Origin of the sequence: Vibrio sp. Isolate34 (assembly GCF_022397915.1) — a bacterium.
Lineage (GTDB): Bacteria > Pseudomonadota > Gammaproteobacteria > Enterobacterales > Vibrionaceae > Vibrio.
Map to the genome: position 1 here is coordinate 139,052 of NZ_JAKEUO010000004.1, position 19,383 is coordinate 158,434.

22 protein-coding genes and 1 riboswitch are annotated in these 19,383 nt (G+C 44.7%); of the genes, 9 read left to right on the plus strand and 13 right to left on the minus strand.

The genetic code is table 11. The features are described 5' to 3' along the window. Window positions 1-7 precede the first annotated feature (7 nt). Window positions 8-1,039: a UDP-N-acetylglucosamine 2-epimerase gene (locus L1D22_RS06505; protein WP_239829198.1), complete on the minus strand. Its 1,032-nt coding sequence runs from the start codon at window positions 1,037-1,039 to the stop codon at window positions 8-10. A 132-nt stretch (window positions 1,040-1,171) separates the two neighbouring features. Between L1D22_RS06505 and waaA the strand changes: the two genes are divergently transcribed. Beyond that, entirely contained in the window at window positions 1,172-2,434 is a 1,263-nt protein-coding gene (waaA, locus tag L1D22_RS06510; RefSeq protein ID WP_239829123.1) for a lipid IV(A) 3-deoxy-D-manno-octulosonic acid transferase, read from the plus strand. Between the two features lie 22 nt (window positions 2,435-2,456). Here the strand turns inward: waaA and L1D22_RS06515 are convergent, their stop codons facing one another. Further along, on the minus strand, window positions 2,457-3,170 hold the full coding sequence (locus tag L1D22_RS06515) for a 3-deoxy-D-manno-octulosonic acid kinase (RefSeq protein ID WP_239829124.1): 714 nt from the start codon (window positions 3,168-3,170) through the stop codon (window positions 2,457-2,459). 96 nt (window positions 3,171-3,266) lie between these two features. On the opposite strand from L1D22_RS06515, the gene L1D22_RS06520 reads away from it, so the two are divergent. Both L1D22_RS06520 and coaD read left to right on the plus strand, forming a co-directional pair. After that, window positions 3,267-4,349 carry a glycosyltransferase family 9 protein gene (locus L1D22_RS06520; RefSeq protein ID WP_239829125.1) on the plus strand — a complete coding sequence of 361 codons (1,083 nt, stop codon included), beginning with the start codon at window positions 3,267-3,269 and terminating at the stop codon, window positions 4,347-4,349. A 1-nt stretch (window position 4,350) separates the two neighbouring features. After that, a complete protein-coding gene (gene coaD / locus L1D22_RS06525) occupies window positions 4,351-4,833 on the plus strand; it encodes a pantetheine-phosphate adenylyltransferase (protein ID WP_239829126.1) in 483 nt (160 codons plus the stop codon). Between the two features lie 66 nt (window positions 4,834-4,899). Here the strand turns inward: coaD and L1D22_RS06530 are convergent, their stop codons facing one another. The 6 genes from L1D22_RS06530 to radC all read right to left on the minus strand — a co-directional run bounded on the left by L1D22_RS06530 (window position 4,900) and on the right by radC (window position 8,932). Further along, a complete protein-coding gene (locus tag L1D22_RS06530; protein WP_239829127.1) occupies window positions 4,900-5,904 on the minus strand; it encodes an NAD-dependent epimerase in 1,005 nt (334 codons plus the stop codon). A 91-nt stretch (window positions 5,905-5,995) separates the two neighbouring features. After that, window positions 5,996-6,805 (minus strand): bifunctional DNA-formamidopyrimidine glycosylase/DNA-(apurinic or apyrimidinic site) lyase, encoded by an 810-nt coding sequence (gene mutM / locus L1D22_RS06535; protein ID WP_239829128.1) that lies wholly within the window; start codon window positions 6,803-6,805, stop codon window positions 5,996-5,998. A gap of 3 nt (window positions 6,806-6,808) precedes the next feature. Continuing rightward, window positions 6,809-7,345 carry a hypothetical protein gene (locus L1D22_RS06540; protein ID WP_239829129.1) on the minus strand — a complete coding sequence of 179 codons (537 nt, stop codon included), beginning with the start codon at window positions 7,343-7,345 and terminating at the stop codon, window positions 6,809-6,811. 203 nt (window positions 7,346-7,548) lie between these two features. After that, window positions 7,549-7,716: a 50S ribosomal protein L33 gene (gene rpmG, locus L1D22_RS06545; RefSeq protein ID WP_002535344.1), complete on the minus strand. Its 168-nt coding sequence runs from the start codon at window positions 7,714-7,716 to the stop codon at window positions 7,549-7,551. Window positions 7,717-7,729: 13 nt separating this feature from the next. Beyond that, a complete protein-coding gene (gene rpmB / locus L1D22_RS06550; RefSeq protein WP_004728407.1) occupies window positions 7,730-7,966 on the minus strand; it encodes a 50S ribosomal protein L28 in 237 nt (78 codons plus the stop codon). Window positions 7,967-8,257: 291 nt separating this feature from the next. Further along, window positions 8,258-8,932 carry a DNA repair protein RadC gene (radC, locus tag L1D22_RS06555; RefSeq protein WP_239829130.1) on the minus strand — a complete coding sequence of 225 codons (675 nt, stop codon included), beginning with the start codon at window positions 8,930-8,932 and terminating at the stop codon, window positions 8,258-8,260. A gap of 224 nt (window positions 8,933-9,156) precedes the next feature. Here radC and coaBC point away from each other — a divergent pair, with 224 nt between their 5' ends. From coaBC to L1D22_RS06570, 3 genes are all read left to right on the plus strand, one after another. Further along, complete coding sequence (gene coaBC, locus L1D22_RS06560; RefSeq protein WP_239829131.1) at window positions 9,157-10,398, plus strand: bifunctional phosphopantothenoylcysteine decarboxylase/phosphopantothenate--cysteine ligase CoaBC; 1,242 nt, start codon at window positions 9,157-9,159, stop codon at window positions 10,396-10,398. Window positions 10,399-10,537: 139 nt separating this feature from the next. Then, a complete protein-coding gene (gene slmA, locus L1D22_RS06565) occupies window positions 10,538-11,128 on the plus strand; it encodes a nucleoid occlusion factor SlmA (RefSeq protein ID WP_004741428.1) in 591 nt (196 codons plus the stop codon). 39 nt (window positions 11,129-11,167) lie between these two features. Further along, window positions 11,168-12,148, plus strand: coding sequence for a Kdo(2)-lipid IV(A) acyltransferase (locus L1D22_RS06570; protein WP_239829132.1), 981 nt, complete (start codon window positions 11,168-11,170; stop codon window positions 12,146-12,148). Window positions 12,149-12,322: 174 nt separating this feature from the next. Here the strand turns inward: L1D22_RS06570 and pyrE are convergent, their stop codons facing one another. After that, window positions 12,323-12,964: an orotate phosphoribosyltransferase gene (gene pyrE, locus L1D22_RS06575; protein ID WP_026084102.1), complete on the minus strand. Its 642-nt coding sequence runs from the start codon at window positions 12,962-12,964 to the stop codon at window positions 12,323-12,325. Window positions 12,965-13,195: 231 nt separating this feature from the next. Next, a complete protein-coding gene (rph, locus tag L1D22_RS06580; RefSeq protein ID WP_019826449.1) occupies window positions 13,196-13,912 on the minus strand; it encodes a ribonuclease PH in 717 nt (238 codons plus the stop codon). 248 nt (window positions 13,913-14,160) lie between these two features. Here rph and L1D22_RS06585 point away from each other — a divergent pair, with 248 nt between their 5' ends. Then, on the plus strand, window positions 14,161-15,027 hold the full coding sequence (locus tag L1D22_RS06585) for a YicC/YloC family endoribonuclease (protein ID WP_050644489.1): 867 nt from the start codon (window positions 14,161-14,163) through the stop codon (window positions 15,025-15,027). A 329-nt stretch (window positions 15,028-15,356) separates the two neighbouring features. On the opposite strand, the gene L1D22_RS06590 is transcribed toward L1D22_RS06585, so the two are convergent. The 3 genes from L1D22_RS06590 to L1D22_RS06600 form a co-directional block, all read right to left on the minus strand. After that, window positions 15,357-15,569 carry a cold-shock protein gene (locus tag L1D22_RS06590; protein WP_004735656.1) on the minus strand — a complete coding sequence of 71 codons (213 nt, stop codon included), beginning with the start codon at window positions 15,567-15,569 and terminating at the stop codon, window positions 15,357-15,359. Window positions 15,570-15,881: 312 nt separating this feature from the next. Continuing rightward, complete coding sequence (locus tag L1D22_RS06595; protein ID WP_010433639.1) at window positions 15,882-16,307, minus strand: phosphate-starvation-inducible PsiE family protein; 426 nt, start codon at window positions 16,305-16,307, stop codon at window positions 15,882-15,884. A gap of 208 nt (window positions 16,308-16,515) precedes the next feature. After that, the gene (locus tag L1D22_RS06600) at window positions 16,516-17,886 is read right to left on the minus strand and encodes an NCS2 family permease (protein ID WP_239829133.1); all 1,371 of its coding nucleotides are present in this window, start codon (window positions 17,884-17,886) and stop codon (window positions 16,516-16,518) included. A 58-nt stretch (window positions 17,887-17,944) separates the two neighbouring features. Then, window positions 17,945-18,044: riboswitch (purine riboswitch) on the minus strand. Window positions 18,045-18,368: 324 nt separating this feature from the next. Between L1D22_RS06600 and gmk the strand changes: the two genes are divergently transcribed. Together gmk and rpoZ are read left to right on the plus strand one after the other, a co-directional pair. Then, entirely contained in the window at window positions 18,369-18,992 is a 624-nt protein-coding gene (gene gmk, locus L1D22_RS06605) for a guanylate kinase (RefSeq protein ID WP_060466931.1), read from the plus strand. Between the two features lie 116 nt (window positions 18,993-19,108). Beyond that, window positions 19,109-19,381, plus strand: a complete 273-nt coding sequence (gene rpoZ, locus L1D22_RS06610) for a DNA-directed RNA polymerase subunit omega (RefSeq protein ID WP_060466930.1) — start codon at window positions 19,109-19,111, stop codon at window positions 19,379-19,381. The last annotated feature ends 2 nt before the right edge of the window (window positions 19,382-19,383 follow it).

Sequence of the window (19,383 nt, forward strand, 5' to 3'; positions counted from 1 at the left end):
TTCAGCCCTAGAATTTCCAATAGTTTAATGATTTACGGATTTTAAAGTTACGAATCCAATTTTTTGGCTTGTTATCTTGCCAGCCGCTTTCTAGCACATCAGTAATAGCACTCAGAACTCTCGCTGAGGATTGCCCATCTAAATATGGTGTTATTGACGGTCCGTAATGAGCGATAGCGTTATCTCTTTCTTCATCAGGTCGCATTGCTTGCTTAATTGCTGACTCTAATTGCTCGGCTTGAGTAATGTTAATAAAGCTTGCTTGAGGGTCTCGATTATTTACCGTGACAACAGGCTTATTGAGCAACAAGAATTCCTGAAATATCGATGAGTTGTCACACACCATAACATCAGCACGATGTTGCATTTCAATCACTCGATCATTATCGAAAAAGAGAAGGTTATCCCCTTCCAGTGCTTGATATTTCGCTCTCGTCTCTTGATTCATTTTCGGATGAAGAGTCACTAACCATTGCCACTGACTCAGTTGACTGAGGCGCTTAAGCTCTTCATAAACCAACTCTGCACACGATAAGCTTGGCGAAAAAGTGGAAGCGAACAGAATTTGAGGTCTCTCATGACGGTTCTCACTAGCTTGATAATTAAACAAGCTATCGAGCTTCAGCCACCCGGTCTCTTTAACTTGAAAATAGCCGCGCTGCTTAGCTAGCGGCTCAAGCGAGCTTGTTCTTTCATGGCCTTCGGTGCAATACAAATCAAATAGACCACGTTCAGGGTATAAGTTCCCTCGTTTACTCTCATTCAAACCATGAAATACTTGCACCTTCAACCCAGGGATAAACGCAGGAACGCGATCCCCCGGCACTAAAACAGCCGAAGGATTATAGGCAATAGCTTCTGTCAAAGAGACGCTCTTCTCTTGCTCTAATAAAAGATGTTCGGAAGCGTCTTCACCAACGAGCAACCACTTAACCTCATGGCCAAGTTGCTTCGCGTAGTTATAAAATGGACGAAGGATAGCAAATGAATAGTTTTGCTCGACATAGAGCAAGAAACGATAGGATTGATCGGTTTGCATAAGCGATGAGATAGAGTTCACCATTTCCGTTTGAAAGCGCAACTAAGCATTTAATTATAACGCTCTTTACTTTCGAGATTGAAGAAAATACTCTTCTGATTACTGATTTTACCCTCTGGTGTCACTGTTCTTATGCTTATACGACTTATATACACTCTTATATTGTCATTGGCCTCTCCACTGTTCCTCTATGGGCTTTATAAGAGCAAACCTGGAAAGCCAAGTTTCGGTAAGCGCTGGAAAGAACATTTCGGTATGACGCCGCAAATTCAAGGTAAGAATCCTATCTGGATTCACGCAGTATCGGTGGGTGAATCGATTGCCGCCGTACCGATCATCAAGCAACTGAAGCAGCGAGACCCAAATCAAGCCATCATTGTTACCACGACAACCAGCACGGGTGCTGAGCAGATAGACAAGCTTGGTGATTTAGTCGAGCACCGCTACATGCCGATTGATTTCTCTTGGTGTTTACGAGGCTTCCTTAAATCAGTAAAACCAAAACAGATGTTGATTATGGAAACAGAACTGTGGCCAAACACGCTGCATTGCGTCGCGAACGCTGGGATTCCTATTTCAGTACTCAACGCTCGCCTATCTGAACGCTCGTGCCAGCGCTACGCCAAATTCCAACCCGTGTTTAACCTTCTAGCGAAAAACCTTTCTCAAGTGCTCTGCCAATACCCTAGTGATGCGGAACGTTTTGTAAGGTTGGGATTAGATAAAACATCTGTGCATGTAACGGGCTCAATCAAGTTTGATATTGAAGTTTCAGCTGAACAAGTATCAAAAGGCAAAGCGTTACGTGAACAAATTGGCTTTGAACGCTGTGTGTGGATAGCAGCCAGCACTCATCAAGGCGAAGATGAAATTGTCTTAGACGCTCATAAACAGCTCCTTAAAGACAATCCGAATACCTTGCTGATGATTGTGCCTCGTCATCCTGAGCGATTTAATCAAGTGTCTGAGCTAGCTCAAGATCACGGCTTCAAGACTATCACTCGAACGAGTCAGCAAGCCATCACCTCTAATATTGAAGTTTATATTGCGGATACGATGGGAGAAATGTTGGTATTACTCGGCGGATCTGATGTGTGCTTTATGGGAGGAAGCCTTGTGGGCGATAAAGTGGGTGGCCACAATCTTCTAGAGCCTGCGGCACTGCAGTTACCTTTACTCAATGGTCCTAGCTACTTTAACTTCAGCGAGATCACAGACAAACTGCTGGAAGCCAATGCCGTGGTTATTTGTCAAGATAGCAGTGACATTGCAAGCCAACTCAGAGAGCTGTTCACCCAACCTGACTTGCGTAAAAAAAGAGGCTTAGCGGCTTATCAAGTGGTTGAGCAGAACCGAGGGGCGTTGGATAAAACCTTGGCATACATTCTTAATTAATGGCCTTCTTAGCTAACAGCAACTAACCTTGGTAGCCTTGCAATAACGGTTCCCAATCCTGCTCTTGCCATTGAATCTGGCGCTTGTTGACTTCTTTTAAGAACGAGCGCTTTAAGCGATTCAAGTTGCCCTCTTTCCAGTCATCACCCGCTTGATGACCACACTTGTCAAAGTCAATAATCCACACCTTTTGCGAATCATCAAGCAGGATATTATGAATGTTGAGATCAGTGTGATTCACCCCGGCATCATGCATCTTGCGTACCTCTTGGCCAATTCGACGATAAACATCCGCATCTATCGGGCCATTCATCAAGACATCAACCAGATCTTTGGCATTGGGAATTCGTTCAGACATTAAGTCCGCTCGATAAAGTAGTCCGCTTTTAATGGCTCTAGCAGCAATGGGCTTCGGTACATTCACACCTGCATTTGCCAATGCCTTGAGAACATTAAGCTCCATCGCACAGCGCGTGCTTTCCCAATCAGAGAAACGATATTGGTCTTCGACTAGCTTCCCAAACAATCCGCCACGGCGATAATGGCGCAATGCGGCCTGTATTCCATCAAGCTGAATGAACCATGTGGTACCGCGTCCTTGAGCACTCCCTGAAATAGCCTCACGTTGCTGCCAATATTCAACCTCAAAGATCTGAACCATCTCATCCTCCGGCACCTGAGCCAAAAGTTGAGAGTCATACCAAATTGTTTGGTTCTTGGTGTTAATCGTTTCCATCTATGAGGCCTTTAGGTCGCTTTTCGTCATTGCTATTTTACAACTAATGCGAGTATCTGCATAATTCTGATGTTATTCACTTTTTTCGGGCACTTTATGTCACTGTTCTCAACTGCACCTCAATCTCTTTGCATACTTCGTCTATCCGCGATTGGCGATGTTTGTCATGCTATTTCTGTGGTTCAAGCCATCCAGAAGCAGTGGCCTGAAACGAAAATCACTTGGATAACGGGCAAAATAGAAGCCATGCTGATCGGTGATCTACCCGGTATTGAGGTGATTGTTTTCGATAAGAAACAAGGCTTCAAAGGAATGCGTGAATTATGGCGTCAGCTATCTGATCGTAAATTTGATGCACTTCTGCATATGCAAGCCGCACTCAGAGCCAGCGTACTATCTTGGGGGATAAAGGCGAAGTGCAAAGTGGGATTTGGCAAAAACCGTACTCGTGAAATGCAGTCACTCTTTACCAACCACCATCTACCTATTTCAGATAAGTTTCATGTGTTGGATAACTTTGCCGAATTTGCTCGCTACATTGGTGTCCCCTTCGATAAGCCTCAATGGGATATCCCTTTGACACCTGAAGATGAACAACTCGCAATTAGCACCATGGCAGACAAGCCGACCTTGGTTATCTCCCCAGCTGCAAGCAAAGATTCACGCAATTGGTTAACTGAGCGATATGCCGCTATTGCTGATTATGCTGTCGAACAAGGCATGCAAGTGGTGTTATGCGGCTCTCCTGCTCCACGAGAAGTAAACCTGGGTAACGACATCGAAGTGCTATGCCAATCTCCAGTTATTAACTTAATCGGTCAAACCAACCTAAAGCAACTCACCGCTGTACTCAAGCATGCGACCGTGGTAATCGCACCAGATACCGGCCCAGCACATCTGGCGACGACACAATCAACACCAGTCATCGGGTTATACGCACACAGTGATCCTCGAAGAACAGGACCCTACAATGACCTTGATATCGTAGTCAGTGTTTATCAACAACACGTAGAGGCGCAACAAGGGAAACCGGTTAAAGACCTTCCATGGGGAACTCGAGCAAAAGGCGATGACCTGATGAAAGACATCACACTCGATATGGTCAAGCAGCAACTCGATAAGGCCTTAAACTCTAGTAAAGCACCGAATGCGAACACTACATTAAGCAAGGACAGCTAAAATGAGCACACACGTTATTTATCCAGGAACTTTTGATCCGGTGACCAATGGCCACCTCGATATTATCGTCCGTGCCGCGAGCATGTTTGACCATATCACTGTTGGAGTAGCCGCGAGCCCAAGTAAAAAAACCATGTTTGAATTAGACGAACGAGTAGAATTGTTACGTGATGCAGTGTCTCACTTACCTAACGTGTCTGTTGAAGGGTTTTCGGGGTTACTGGTCGATTTTGCTAAACAGCAGCAAGCGAATGTGTTGGTGCGCGGTTTGAGAACAACCATGGATTTTGAATATGAGTTTGGTCTTACTAGCATGTACCGCAAACTTCTGCCGGGGCTTGAGAGTGTATTTCTAACCCCTTCAGAGGAGTATGCATTTCTCTCTTCGACAATAGTTCGAGAAGTGGCCATCCACGGTGGGGACATTAGCCAGTTTGTGCCACAAAAGGTGGCAGCCGAGATAAAGCTGAAGACTGTCAAGTAATTCTCTTTACCTACACCGAAAAAATAGCGCTCATTGAGCGCTATTTTTTGTAACTGCAATTGGGGTTTACAATGAGTAGTAAGCCTTATACCAATCCGCGAATGCTTTTGCGCCTTCTTGGATCTTCACTTGAGGTTTGTAGCCAACAGCTTCAAACAGATCTTCCGTATCAGCATAAGTCGCGTACACATCACCAGGTTGTATTGGCATGAAGTTTTTCTTCGCTTCAATACCTAAAGCAGTTTCTAATGCTTCAACGTAATCCATTAATTTCACTGGGCTACCATGGCCGATGTTGAACACACGGTATGGTGCAGAGCTAGTTGCTGGCGAGCCTTGTTCTACAGTCCAATCTGGCTGTTTTGCTGGAATTCGATCTTGCACGCGAATAATACCTTCTACAATATCATCGATGTAAGTGAAGTCACGCATCATGTCGCCGTTGTTGTAAATATCGATCTCTTTGCCCGCCACGATTAAGTTCGCAAACTTAAACATCGCCATATCAGGACGACTCCAAGGACCATAAACAGTAAAGAAGCGTAGACCAGTTGTCGGTACATCGTATAGATGAGAATAGGTATGCGCCATTAGCTCATTCGACTTCTTAGTCGCTGCATACAGAGAAATAGGGTGATCAACACTGTCTGCCGTATGAAATGGCATTTTCTGGTTCAAGCCATATACCGAGCTTGAAGAAGCATAAACTAGGTGTTCAACTTTGTTATGGCGACAGCCTTCCAAAATCGCTAAGTGACCAACAAGGTTGCTATCAGCATACGCCATTGGGTTATCAATTGAGTAGCGAACGCCAGCTTGCGCCGCTAAATGAATGACACGGTCAAACTTTTGTTCAGCAAACAGCGTTGCCATGCCTTCTCTATCAGCAAGATCTAGCTCGATAAAGGTAAGGTTTTCATGTTCGATACGTTTAAGGCGGTCATGTTTCAGAGAGACTTCGTAGTAGTCATTTAGGTTATCAATACCAATAACCTCATGTCCTGCCGCACATAGTCGCTCTGACACTGCAGAGCCAATAAAACCAGCAACGCCAGTTACTAAATATTTCATTCTACTATTCTCAATTCATATAATTAATGTAATTGTAGCGACTAGCACTTATATCTACTAGCAGTAAAAAGTGAACGCGCGTTCAGTTTTTTTATACTTGGCACTCTTCGCAAAAAAACGTATTTCTTTGCCCTATTTTCAATTCTTGAATCAGAGCTTCACAGCTTGGGCACTTTTCACCCGCTTTCCCATACACTTGCAACTCTTGGGCGAAATACCCCGGCTTGCCATCTGCTTGGGCGAAGTCTTTGAGTGTGGTGCCACCTTGCTTGATAGCCGTCGCAAGGACTTGCTTGATCTCATCGGTTAATAAGATCCATTCGGCTTTGGTAACCTTATTTGCTGATCGTAACGGGTGGATTTTTGCAGAGAACAAGGCTTCATTAGCGTAGATATTCCCGACACCCACAACAACTTTGTTATCCATGATGAACTGTTTGACCGCAACTTTGCGCTTTTCTGCCTTTTCAGCGATGTAGACAGCGTTGAAGTCGTCAGTTAGCGGCTCTGGACCAGAACCAAGTAACACAGAGTGGGTTTCATCAGGTGCCGACCATAACCACGCTCCAAAGCGACGTGGGTCGTTATAACGCAGTACTTTGCCATTAGTCAGCTTGAGATCCACGTGATCGTGTTTGGCTGCTGGAAAGTCAGCGTCTAATACGCGCAGTGAGCCAGACATACCAAGGTGAACAATGGCAGTACCAGTATCGGTCTCAATCAATAGGTATTTAGCACGACGCGAGATCGAGCGAATCACCTGCCCTTCTAACAACTTAAGCTCTTGCGGGATATCCCAACGCAGCTTGGGCGTACGAAAGGTAAGAGTCTTGATGGTCTCGCCGACTAAATGAGGCGAGATCCCCATACGGCTTACTTCGACTTCGGGTAATTCAGGCATAGTTTAGTCGTCCGATTTTGAGGAGTTGTTCGAGCTAAAGCTTGGAAACAAGTAGCTCTCTTCAATAGACACCGCCAACCACTGTTCATTCCAGTTTTTTAACAACCAAAAATCAGGCAGTTGATAATAGGTAATACGTTGTGGCTCTTCTTGGTCGTGATACCACACTTCAACAGTGTGTGGTGTATTGAGCTGAGGAGAAAGGTCGGTATAGGTTTGTGAATCGACCTCAGTACCTACAAGCTGTTGCCAGCGCTGTGACAGCTCTTGTGCACTCGCAGCTTGTTTTAGCACGGGATCTTTCATTTGATAAACCCACTGACCATCTTCTTGTACGATTGACCACTTAGCAAAGTGCAACGCTTGAAGTTCTGATTCAGGATTTAATAGATAAGGGTAGGGACTGCTTACATTAAGCTCTGATTCGGGCTCAGGTTCAATGAGATAAGCTTTGATCAATGTTGGAAGGTTTAACACGCCAATAAAAGCGATCACGCTCAACATGAGTATGTTGTTCCACCTACGTCCACGGTATCTCATCTGATTCTGCTCATCTAACCTATTGAGCAATCAGTATATCGTGAAAGTGGCAATACTTTCCATGCTGCGCGGTTTCTATCGATTAGGCGCTGTATCAAGTAAGAACAATTGAGTTACTCAAAATTTAGATATAAAAAAACCCAGCGATTAAGCTGGGTTTTTCAATTCTTTCTTCTACTGAAGAAGAGCAAAAAAAGCATCAATTACTTGATTTTCGCTTCTTTGTACATAACGTGTTGGCGAACTACTGGATCAAACTTTTTGATCTCAAATTTGCCTGGCATGTTACGCTTGTTCTTATCAGTTGTGTAGAAGTGACCAGTACCTGCAGAAGATACTAGACGAATTTTCTCACGAATGCCTTTAGCCATTGCTTAATTCCTCTTAAACGTTTTCGCCACGTGCACGGATATCAACAAGAACAGCATCGATGCCTTTCTTATCAATGATACGCATGCCTTTAGCAGTTAGACGTAGTTTAACAAAACGTTTTTCGCTCTCTACCCAGAAACGATGAGTTTGTAGGTTCGGCAGAAAACGGCGCTTAGTAGCATTGCGTGCGTGTGAACGGTTGTTACCCGTTACTGGACGCTTACCAGTTACTTGGCATACTCGGGACATGAATGTCTTCTCCAATCGTTTCAGCTCGATATCAACCTTGGTGGCCGAACCTCTCTATCAATTAAAATAGAAGGTAAAAACCGTTATGGAAAATCCATACAAGGCTATCAAAGGTCGCGCATTATACTAACTTGACACGCATTGCTCAAGACCCGAACAGATCCTTTTTACGGATTTCGTGATCTTTTTTTGTGCAGCGCAGCTTGCTTGAGTAATCAGAGCTGATTTTAGGTCTAAAAATGTGGGCGGAATAATAGCAGATTTAACGTAACTAACAACCTAAAATGTGATTCAAATCCATCCACGCTCTGCAAAAGAGATAACTTCGCCATCTCCAACAACAAAATGGTCGAGAATTCGGATGTCCACCAGCGCTAATGCATCGGTTAAACGGCGCGTGATTCGCCTGTCCGCTTGGCTAGGCTCTGCGACACCCGAAGGATGGTTATGCGCTAAAATTAATGCCGCCGCATTATGATGAAGTGCGCGTTTTACTACTTCTCTCGGGTAAACCGACGCTGCATCGATGGTACCTTCAAACATGACTTCGTCTTTTATTACCCTATTCTGGTTATCTAGGAACAATATATAGAAAGCTTCTCGCTGGCGATCGCGCAAAATGCTCGAAAGATAAAGCTTTGTATGACTCGGGCTAGTGAGGGCATCACCTCTAGATAAAGTCTCCGCGAGATAGCGCTGCGTCATCTCTAACACAGCTTGTAGCTGAGCGTACTTGGCCTGCCCCATCCCTTTATGAGCACAAAACTCTTCCTGTGTTGCTGAAAAGAGATGACGGAGCGAACCGAAGTCCTTGATCAACTTGTCAGCGAGTTCTAAAACGTTCATTCCTTGTGTACCCGTTCTAAGAAATATTGCGAGCAGTTCCGCATCAGTCAAAGAATCAGGCCCTCGACTCAATAACTTTTCTCTCGGCATCGATTCAGTAGGCATTTTGTCTATTGGCATATAAAAGCTAATCACTAGTCATGAATACGACCCCTCAGCTTAATGAGCTTGCACTCGGAGATCCTTTGATGGAGATAAAAGGCGGCGAGTCACTAGCAAAATCGTGTAATTGATAAGTTTGATAACACCAACTTGATGAGCGTCAACTCTGTTCGAGTTCTGCTTCTAGGCACTCATCCTTTGTTCTGATATCGTAAGTCGCAGAAAAATTAAGGAACAGAATCATGCAAACACAGGTTAATCCACTGAGTAACGCTGACCAACAAGGCCTAGCAGGGAAAAAAATTCTTCTTGGTATTAGTGGTGGTATCGCTGCTTATAAATGTGCCGAGCTGACTCGCCGCCTAATTGAGCGTGGGGCGCAGGTACAGGTCGTCATGACCAATGCAGCCAAGGAGTTCATCACTCCCCTTACCATGCAAGCCGTCTCGGGAAGGCCAGTGTCTGATAGTTTGCTTGATCCTGCGGCTGAAGCTTCGATGGGACACATCGAGCTAGCAAAGTGGGCTGATTTAGTATTATTAACACCTGCAACCGCTGACCTTATTGCACGCATGACAGCAGGGATGGGTAACGACTTGCTAACTACTTTGGTTTTAGCAACCGATGCGCCAGTTGCGGTATCTCCGGCCATGAACCAACAAATGTACAGCCACCCTGCCACTCAAGAGAACATCGCAACGCTAAAACGCCGTGGTTGTGAGATTTGGGGGCCAGCTGCAGGCGAACAAGCGTGTGGTGATGTGGGTATGGGGCGCATGTTAGAGCCAATGCAACTGGTCCATCGTTGTGAAGACTTCTTCCAACCTAAGCCGCTTGCTGGCCGTTCTGTGCTTATTACTGCAGGCCCGACTCGTGAAGCGATAGACCCTGTACGTTACATTACGAATCACAGCTCAGGAAAAATGGGCTATGCATTAGCTGAAGCAGCCGCGAAGCAAGGCGCCACAGTGACTCTAATCAGTGGCCCTGTGTCATTAGCAACGCCAAACAAGGTCAATCGAATTGATGTAAACAGCGCACAACAGATGTTTGATGCCGTGAGTGCCAATGCGGCTCAGCACGATATTTTCATCAGCTGCGCGGCGGTTGCCGATTATCGCCCTGAGACCATCGCAGACCAGAAGCTTAAAAAGGTCGATGGTAAAGACGACATGACCATTCAAATGGTTAAGAACCCAGACATTGTCGCTTCTGTTGCTTTAATGACGGAAGGCCGTCCATTTACCGTAGGCTTCGCTGCAGAAACTCAAGATGTTGAGAAATACGCCCGCGGCAAACTAGAAAGAAAGAACCTCGACATGATTTGCGCCAACGATGTGTCTGTCGAAGGTCAAGGCTTCAATAGCAGTAGTAACGAACTGCACCTTTATTGGAAAGGCGGTGATAAATCTCTACCACTGGATAGCAAAGACACCCTTGGTTTCCAGATCCTCGATCAGATCCAACAACTTATTGTCGAATAAATACACGATTTAGCTCTGACAATCTGCTGACACCTCTCGATTCTGTTGACCTAGGTCTTACAAAACTAGGAAACAGAATTGAATGGTGTTTATAATCCTTCTTCACTCAATCCTCATCTTTAGGAAAGGAAGTAAATAGATGGCTGGTACTCGAAAATCAAACCGTCGTGAAGAAATCCTGCAAGCTCTCGCACAAATGTTGGAATCGACCGAAGGTGCTTCTCGTATCACAACGGTAAAGTTGGCCAAGCAAGTGGGTGTTTCTGAAGCTGCGTTATACCGCCACTTCCCAAGCAAAGCCCGCATGTTTGAAGGCCTGATCGAGTTCATTGAAGAAGCGTTGATGTCTCGAATCAACCGTATTCTGGATGAAGAGAAAGACACGCTAGAGCGCATACGCCTAGTGTTACAACTGATCTTAGTTTTCTCAGAACGTAACCCAGGCCTGACTCGAATTTTGTCTGGTCATGCTCTAATGTTTGAAAATGAACGCCTACGCGACCGCATCAATCAACTTTTCGAGCGCATTGAGACGCAACTTCGTCAAATCCTGCGTGAAAGAAAGCTTCGTGAAGGGAAATCATTCCCAGTTGATGAGAAAATCTTAGCCGCTCAACTGCTAGGCCAGGTTGAAGGCAGCTTGAATCGATTTGTTCGCTCAGACTTCAAATATCAACCAACAGAAAACTTTGATGCTTATTGGGCACTACTCAGCGCTCAGATTAAGTAGCAATCAAATTTAGTAGCAATCAAATCTTAAGTGATGGTTATGACGACGAAAACTTCTCCGACAAGCAGCACTGCACAACACGTTATTACTAAGCCGCCTTTTACTCTGGCGTTACTCCACCCTAAATACTGGGGAGTATGGTTCGGTTTTGGGTTATTGGCGCTTATCGTTAACGTTCTCCCTTACCGACTACTATTAATATTAGGTCGATCGTTGGGAACTCTCGGGGCTCGTTATGGCAAGAAACGAGTGGCTGTGGCGACACGCAATTTAGAATTAGCATTTCCCGATAAGCCAGCGGATGAAGTCGCTGCAATGGTGAGTGAGAACTTTAAGAACACCGGTATGGCACTGATCGAAACTGGGATTACTTGGTTTTGGCCTACGTGGCGTTTCAAGCGAATCCTAGTAGATAAAGATACCCAAACACTGCGTACGCACAAAGCCAACGGTAAAGGTGTTTTGTTGTGTTGTGTGCATGCCTTGAACCTAGAGATCACTGCGCGAGCAATGGCAGTTCTCGGTATTTCAGGTTTAGGCGTTTATCGCCCGCACAACAATCCAGCTTATGAGTTCATTCAATACAGAGGTCGTACTCAGAACGGCAATCGCCTGATTCACCGTAAAGACGTGAAGCGTATGATTCGAATCCTGCGTCAGGGTGAGATCCTTTTTTACCTACCGGATCATGATTACGGTCGTAACAAAGCAGTGTTTGTGCCTTTCTTCGCGGTAGAAGATGCGTGTACCACCACAGGCACCAGTATTCTGGCTTACACCAGCCGATGCGCGATTGTTCCTGGCTCTGGTTTTAGAAATGCCGACGGCAAGTATGAAATCATGGCTGACGAGTCGATCGAAGATCACTATCCGCAAAAAGATGAGAAAGCCGCCGCTGCCTACATGAACCGCTATCTTGAGAAGATTATCTTACGCGCTCCAGAGCAATGGATGTGGCTGCACAAGCGCTTCAAGACTATGGAAGATCCAGAAGTTGAACGCGGCATTCGTTACAAATAGAGTAGCCGTTATAAATAGAATAGCCGCTACAAATAGAGCGCCTATCTTTAGATAAGAAAACCGTTCGCTTCAATAGAAAAGTAAAAGGCCCGAAAGAATTATATCTCTCGGGCCTTTTTGATTTTTCGACTCTAAACTTAGAACGCTAAACCGTTAGGTTCGACATTTCAGAAATTAAATTCCGTATTGAGCGCGGTACGCTTTTACTGCGTCTAGATGTGCTGCATCTGTGCCTTTCTCTTCAAGGAAAGTCACAAGGTCTGTCAGGCTAACGATAGAGATAATTGCACAACCGAAGTCGCGTTCAACTTCTTGGATTGCAGATAGCTCGCCTTTGCCTTTCTCTTGACGGTCGATAGCAACAAGCACGCCCGCTAGATCAGCACCGTTCGCTTGGATAATTTCCATCGACTCACGAATTGCTGTGCCTGCAGTGATCACGTCGTCCACTAACATGATACGACCTTCAAGTGCACTACCCACTAGGTTGCCACCTTCACCGTGGTCTTTCGCTTCTTTACGGTTAAAGCAGTAAGGCGTGTCCACATCGTGGTGATCGGCCAGTGCTACCGCTGTTGTCGTCGCGATTGGGATACCTTTGTATGCTGGGCCAAATAGTACATCAAACTCAATACCTGAATCAGCTAATGCTGCTGCGTAGAAGCGACCTAAACGCGCTAGGTCACGACCTGTATTAAACAATCCAGCATTGAAGAAGTAAGGGCTCTTACGGCCAGACTTTAAAGTAAACTCACCAAACTTAAGTACTTCTTTCTCTAGTGCAAATTCAATAAATTCACGTTGATATGCTTTCATGCTCATCCTCTAAATTAATTTACTTTCCAATTCCTAGCTTCCGATCACTTCGAAAGCTAACGATGCTGTATTTTCTAAATAGACAGCTCTACAACAAAGCAGCAAAGTTTTTCAGCCCTATGAGCATAGGGAACCTATGTGATTAGGGTGAAAAATTGCAGCTAACACAGGTGTAGAGTTATATATGACGAAAATAAAAAAATAGCCCCCAATGTGGGAGCTATCTAAAAACTATTCTGCTAACGCCGACTTCTGCGCTTCGACGATATCGGCAATGCCCTTATTTGCCAGGGCTAAAAGCTGCATCAGCTCTTCGTGGCTGAACGGTTCGCCTTCTGCGGTGCCTTGAATCTCAATCATCTTACCGTCTTCCGTCATTACAACGTTCATGTCGGTATCGGCTGCTGAGTCTTCAACGTACTCAAGGTCACACAGTGCTTGTGCACCAACGATACCCACTGAAACTGCCGCTACGTGGCCTTTCATTGGGTTCTTTTTCAGTTTGCCGCTTGCTAGTAGGCTGTTGATAGCATCAGCCATTGCTACGCTTGCACCTGAGATAGAAGCAGTGCGTGTACCGCCGTCTGCTTGGATAACATCACAATCGACAGTGATCATGATTTCACCCATTACTTTCAGGTCAACAACAGCACGTAGGCTACGCGCGATCAGACGTTGGATTTCCATCGTACGACCGCCTTGCTTACCGCTCGCCGCTTCACGACGGTTACGAGTGTGCGTTGCACGTGGCAACATGCCATATTCAGCGGTTACCCAACCCTTCCCTTGGCCTTTTAACCAACGCGGTACGTTTTCTTCTACCGTCGCATTACATAGAACTTTAGTGTTGCCGAACTCAACTAATACAGAACCCTCAGCATAAGCTGTGTAGTTACGAGTAATTTTAATTGGACGAATTTGATCTACAGCGCGGTCATTTGGACGCATTGGTATCTACCTTATTAACAGTCTGAAGTGATTTACTATCGAAAGAGTGCATCACCTAAGAAAGGGGTGAGACAGTTTTGATTGGGGCAAGATTATATAGCAGTTTATCTTTCAAATCTATTTGCCGTTCAAAGCTATTTATCATGAAAGGCTATTTATAGTGAAAATCAATCGACTTCGGGTGCAACTCGTATCGTGATACTATGCGTGCGCGTTATTTTCAGAATGATAAAAGACAGGAAAATTCGATGATTTATAGTATGACCGCGTACGCACGCAAAGAAGTAAAAGGCGATTGGGGCAGCGCAGTATGGGAAATCCGTAGTGTAAACCAACGCTACCTAGAAACTTACTTCCGTATGCCTGAACAGTTCCGTGGTTTAGAGCCAATCCTACGTGAGCGTTTTCGTAAGCGTCTAGCGCGCGGCAAGGTTGAATGTAACCTACGCTTCGAAGCAAACCCAGCCGCTAAAGGTGAGCTAAGCATCAACGAAGGTTTGGCACAGCAAGTAATTAATGCGGCTAACCAAGTAATGACCATGACAGGCGAAGAGAGCCGTTTGAACCCATTCCAAGTGATGAACTGGCCTGGTGTGATGGAAACGCCAGAGCAAGACATGGATGCCATCAACAAAGACCTGCTAGACGCATTCAACGATGCGATTGCAGAATTCATTGATGCTCGTGCTCGTGAAGGTGAAAATATGAAGGCGCTAATCGTACAGCGCTTAGATGCGATCACTGAAGAAGTAGTGAAAGTTCGCGCACGCATGCCTGAAATCCTAGAGTGGCAACGTGAACGTCTTCTTACCAAGTTTGAAGATGCGAAAATTGAACTTGAAGGTTCTCGCGTTGAGCAAGAGCTTATCCTACTGGCTCAGAAGTCAGACGTAGCCGAAGAGCTAGACCGTCTAGACTCTCACGTGAAAGAAGCGAATGCAGTATTGAAGAAAGGTGGCGCTTGTGGCCGTAAGCTAGACTTTATGATGCAAGAGTTCAACCGTGAATCAAACACGCTAGCATCTAAGTCTATCAGCACAGACATCACAGCATCGGGCGTAGAGCTTAAGGTTCTTATCGAACAGATGCGTGAGCAAATTCAAAACATTGAATAACAGTTTGTCAGTAATACGCTGTGAATAGCCATTAGCTGAATCAGTGTTGATTAACTAACAGTGTTAATTAGATCAAGATAAGCTCCTAATTTTAGGGGCTTTTTTTATGGATACAGTAATGACAATCAGGATGACTAAGTGAGCAGATTATTACGTAGGAGATTTGTTTGGAGCAAGAGATAGAGATAGATATAGATAAGATAGAGAAACGGATGTAACAAAAGATTTTAGAATATTTTGAGGGGGGTATTACAGGTGGAACTAGAGGGGAAAGATGTAAGGGAGAAAGTGACGCAAGTTGCTAATGCAACCTGCGCCGACTTAAAATCTTATAGAGCTACAACGTTTGCAGCTTGAAGACCTTTTTGGCCTTGCTCTACTTCGAAAGACACTTGTTGGCCTTCTTTAAGAGTTTTGAAACCTTCAGAAGCGATAGCACGGAAGTGAACGAATACGTCAGCGCCGCCGTTGTCTTGAGTTAGGAAACCGAAACCTTTCTCTTCGTTAAACCATTTTACTACGCCGTTTGTTTTGTTAGACATGATGTGTCCCTTATATAAAAATAAAAAATTAATCGCCAAAAAGTGCGATGCGCTGAAAGCTTGAATTATTTAATGTATCTATGAAGCTAAGGGAAACACTGAGAATAACAATGAAGCAATACTAAGGGTTTTACTTTACAACTGGATGTTTCATTTAATAACTCTGAAAACAGAGCGAGGCCATTCTTGGTGATCTAGGCCCGGTTGTAAAGCTTTATTTGAAAATAGTTGATGTTTTTTTGTTCGGTTGGCTTTAATTCAAGCCCAGCTAGGTCGCCGGGCTTGATTTGTAAAACTTTGATCTCAAAAAATTTACTCGTCCGGCTGCTTAGTTCTTAGATCGACATATGGCCAGTAATGGTGACCAACTCGAATCAACAGAGTTGCTGCAGCTAAGATAAATGCCGCTAAAGATAACCAAACAATCAGTACCGCATCCAACTCTTTCATACCTAAGGTGATGTAACGTGCTATCGCCATCATCGCGATATAGATAGGATATCGCACGGGGATCTTACCGTTCATCACGAACTGCTGAACCATGGCTAGCACTTCTAAGTAGATAAACATCAGCAGAATGTCGGTCAGTTGTACTCGACGTTCAGCAAAGACATGCATGAACTCTTCCATCATGGCAAACAGTGTCGCCAGTGTGATCGCCACTAATAGAACGGCTTCAAGAATGTGGAAAACCTTAAGGAAAGGCTTACTAAAAGACTTAGGTAAGTGAGAAGACATAGTCACTCTTCAAAAATAATTAATCCAACCTCTACAATAGCATGCATCAATATAAGTCGCGTACTCTCAAAGCATCGACTTTAGGATAACGCCACCAGCTACACGTCTAGAGACGGCAGATACAAAAATGGCCTACATTCAATGCAGAGCCATTTATTGGTCTTTTACTTAACGCCTGTTCTTAACAAACGCTACCTACCGAGCTGCCTTATAGCAGAATCAGGTAAGTTAAGAACACCACACACAGTCCGTAGATAAGTGGGTGCACTTCTTTGCGCTTGCCCGCTACAACCATAGTAAATGCGTAGCTGATAAAGCCCATCGCCATACCATTCGCTGGTGAGAAGCTGAGTACTGTGAACATGATGGTGAAGAAGGCTGCAATGCGTGACTCTTTCTTTTCCCAGTTGATTTGACCAAGACGACCTACCATGTAGATGCCGACTACTACCATCGCAGGCGCAACCATAGCTGCCGAAAAGATAGAGAAGATTGGGTAGAGGAATAGCGAGATAAGGAACAAGCCAGCAACCATCACTGCCGCTAAACCCGTCTTCGCACCTTGAGAAGAAGCGATACCAGACTCAGAGAACGCGGTAATCGATGTCGTACCAAGAATAGAACCTATTACTGTACCACCCGCATCCGCTACTAACGCCGATTTAGCGTTTGGCACCTTGCCGTCTTTATCGATGATCCCCGCATCGCGGCCAACACCAACAATCGTGCTCAAGCCATCAAAGAAATCGACAATCAAGAAGATAAGTACGATGAACAGTAGGTCGAACATTTTCTCAGGTGTGAAAGCAGAGAAATCAAAAATAGCACCGAAGCTGCCCGCCATGCTCGGTGGCATCGCAACTAACTGCTCTGGGATTGGCGCGTTTGATGTACCCATAAACACGTCAACAAGAATGGTCAACACGATAGCCGAAACAAACGAGATAAAGGTCGCCAACTTAATATCACGAACCATACAGCCAAGTGCAATAAAGATACTCACGTAAGCGATGATCACTTTTGGATCGGAAATGTCACCTAAGCCAACCAAGACGAATGGGTTAGAAACGATGATGCCAGCATTCTTAAGGCCTAAGAAAGCAATGAACAAACCGAGAGAAACCGTAATCGCCAACTTCAAATCTTCAGGAATCGACTCAATCATCGACTTACGAATATTGGTTAACGAAAACGCGAGGTACAAGATACCAGACAGGAAAATGCCGAACAGCGCCTCATTCCAAAGCACGGCAACTGAACCACTTAATAGCAAACCTTTGAAGAAGCCGTTCATGCTCATACCCGGTGCAAGCATGACTGGGTAATTGCCCCAAATGCCCATGATGAGCGTTGCGATAGCCGCAGCCAATGCCGTTGCAGTAAATACCGCCCCTTTGTCCATACCTGGGATCCCCCCCAAAATGGCCGGGTTAACCGCAAGAATGTAGCTCATCGCCAAGAAAGTAATAAAACCCGCGTACAGTTCAGTGCCAATCGTGGTTTTTCTTTCAGTGATTTTAAACATCGAATCAAGCGAGCCAGAGGTGTTCTGGGCTTTCAGGGTGGAATCGGTACTCACAACAAAACCTTTGCAATAAATTAAGAATTTGGTGATTCAAATGCTGTGAGAATAGAGAGGTCTCTACACTAAAAACTGTAGTCACCAAGATAGGCTCGGTAGTAGAAACATCTAGTCCATATCACTAGATATATACAGCATTTAATCGTTTGCGCGGATTGTAAGGATTGAGATTAAAACATCAACATTTTTTGCCTAGATCACATAAAAAAATGAGCGTCGAGGGTCATTACATTTATACCAAACTCAGTCAAAGGATCATTCACTAATAAATAACGATCAAGCCAGTTGTTCTCAATCATCTAAATATGCTACTCTTCGCCTCCATTTTTCTGACCTAATTTTCACCAGTTGCCTCTATTGGTTTCACTCGCTATTCCTTTATAGATGCAACCATCGGTACAACAATTAAGGTCAGTGCTATCTTTTATAGTGTCGGTTTATCGCCTGCACTTAATCCAACCAACAGTGGAAATATACAGATGGGCAAAGGTACTCTTTACATCGTATCTGCACCTAGTGGCGCAGGTAAGTCGAGCTTGATCTCAGCAATGCTAGAAACCAATCCAACCTACGCAATGAAGGTATCTGTTTCACACACCACTCGCGGTATGCGCCCTGGTGAGGAAAATGGTGTTCACTACCACTTTGTAGAAAAACATCATTTTGAAGACCTTATTAATAAAGGTGAGTTCCTAGAGTACGCTGAAGTATTCGGCAACTACTACGGTACTTCACGCGTTTGGATTGAAGAAAACCTAGACCGCGGTATCGATGTATTTTTAGATATCGACTGGCAAGGCGCTCGTCAGATCCGTAAACAAATGCCTCAAGCGAAGAGTGTTTTCATTCTTCCACCATCAAATGGTGAACTTGAGCGTCGTTTGAATGTTCGCGGTCAAGACAGCAACGACGTTATTGCGAAACGCATGAGCGAAGCAAAATCAGAAATTTCTCACTATGCAGAATACGATTATGTGATCGTGAATGATGACTTTGATGCAGCCCTAATGGACTTCAGAGCTATCATTCGTGCGGAACGTTTAAAACAAGATAAGCAAGCAGCAAAATACAGCGGCATGCTTACAGCACTACTGGCGGAATAATCTATAACTGGATTTTCCACTGAGATAAGTATACGGTAAGCTAGTAAGTATCTAGTTAAACTTGTATACTTTCTCGTCATTAAAAATTTATTAGTTAATTACTATTTGGAGTCCTCATGGCACGCGTAACTGTTCAAGACGCTGTTGAAAAAGTTGGCAACCGTTTCGACCTAGTTCTTATTGCGGCTCGCCGCGCACGTCAAATGCAAACTGGCGGTAAAGATTCACTAGTGCCTGAAGAAAACGATAAGCCAACGGTTATCGCTCTGCGCGAAATCGAAGAAAGTCTTATCACTAAAGACGTACTAGATGCTCGTGAACGTCAAGAGCAACAAGAGCAAGAAGCGGCTGAACTTGCAGCAGTAAGCAGCATCACTCACACTCGTTAGCT

Bases quoted from the DNA above. Each gene is read 5' to 3' on its own strand.
- L1D22_RS06505 (WP_239829198.1), bottom strand. From the start codon at position 1,039: ATGCAAACCGATCAATCCTATCGTTTCTTGCTCTATGTCGAGCAAAAC.
- waaA (WP_239829123.1), top strand. From the start codon at position 1,172: ATGCTTATACGACTTATATACACTCTTATATTGTCATTGGCCTCTCCA.
- L1D22_RS06515 (WP_239829124.1), bottom strand. From the start codon at position 3,170: ATGGAAACGATTAACACCAAGAACCAAACAATTTGGTATGACTCTCAA.
- L1D22_RS06520 (WP_239829125.1), top strand. From the start codon at position 3,267: ATGTCACTGTTCTCAACTGCACCTCAATCTCTTTGCATACTTCGTCTA.
- coaD (WP_239829126.1), top strand. From the start codon at position 4,351: ATGAGCACACACGTTATTTATCCAGGAACTTTTGATCCGGTGACCAAT.
- L1D22_RS06530 (WP_239829127.1), bottom strand. From the start codon at position 5,904: ATGAAATATTTAGTAACTGGCGTTGCTGGTTTTATTGGCTCTGCAGTG.
- mutM (WP_239829128.1), bottom strand. From the start codon at position 6,805: ATGCCTGAATTACCCGAAGTCGAAGTAAGCCGTATGGGGATCTCGCCT.
- L1D22_RS06540 (WP_239829129.1), bottom strand. From the start codon at position 7,345: ATGAGATACCGTGGACGTAGGTGGAACAACATACTCATGTTGAGCGTG.
- rpmG (WP_002535344.1), bottom strand. From the start codon at position 7,716: ATGGCTAAAGGCATTCGTGAGAAAATTCGTCTAGTATCTTCTGCAGGT.
- rpmB (WP_004728407.1), bottom strand. From the start codon at position 7,966: ATGTCCCGAGTATGCCAAGTAACTGGTAAGCGTCCAGTAACGGGTAAC.
- radC (WP_239829130.1), bottom strand. From the start codon at position 8,932: ATGCCAATAGACAAAATGCCTACTGAATCGATGCCGAGAGAAAAGTTA.
- coaBC (WP_239829131.1), top strand. From the start codon at position 9,157: ATGCAAACACAGGTTAATCCACTGAGTAACGCTGACCAACAAGGCCTA.
- slmA (WP_004741428.1), top strand. From the start codon at position 10,538: ATGGCTGGTACTCGAAAATCAAACCGTCGTGAAGAAATCCTGCAAGCT.
- L1D22_RS06570 (WP_239829132.1), top strand. From the start codon at position 11,168: ATGACGACGAAAACTTCTCCGACAAGCAGCACTGCACAACACGTTATT.
- pyrE (WP_026084102.1), bottom strand. From the start codon at position 12,964: ATGAAAGCATATCAACGTGAATTTATTGAATTTGCACTAGAGAAAGAA.
- rph (WP_019826449.1), bottom strand. From the start codon at position 13,912: ATGCGTCCAAATGACCGCGCTGTAGATCAAATTCGTCCAATTAAAATT.
- L1D22_RS06585 (WP_050644489.1), top strand. From the start codon at position 14,161: ATGATTTATAGTATGACCGCGTACGCACGCAAAGAAGTAAAAGGCGAT.
- L1D22_RS06590 (WP_004735656.1), bottom strand. From the start codon at position 15,569: ATGTCTAACAAAACAAACGGCGTAGTAAAATGGTTTAACGAAGAGAAA.
- L1D22_RS06595 (WP_010433639.1), bottom strand. From the start codon at position 16,307: ATGTCTTCTCACTTACCTAAGTCTTTTAGTAAGCCTTTCCTTAAGGTT.
- gmk (WP_060466931.1), top strand. From the start codon at position 18,369: ATGGGCAAAGGTACTCTTTACATCGTATCTGCACCTAGTGGCGCAGGT.
- rpoZ (WP_060466930.1), top strand. From the start codon at position 19,109: ATGGCACGCGTAACTGTTCAAGACGCTGTTGAAAAAGTTGGCAACCGT.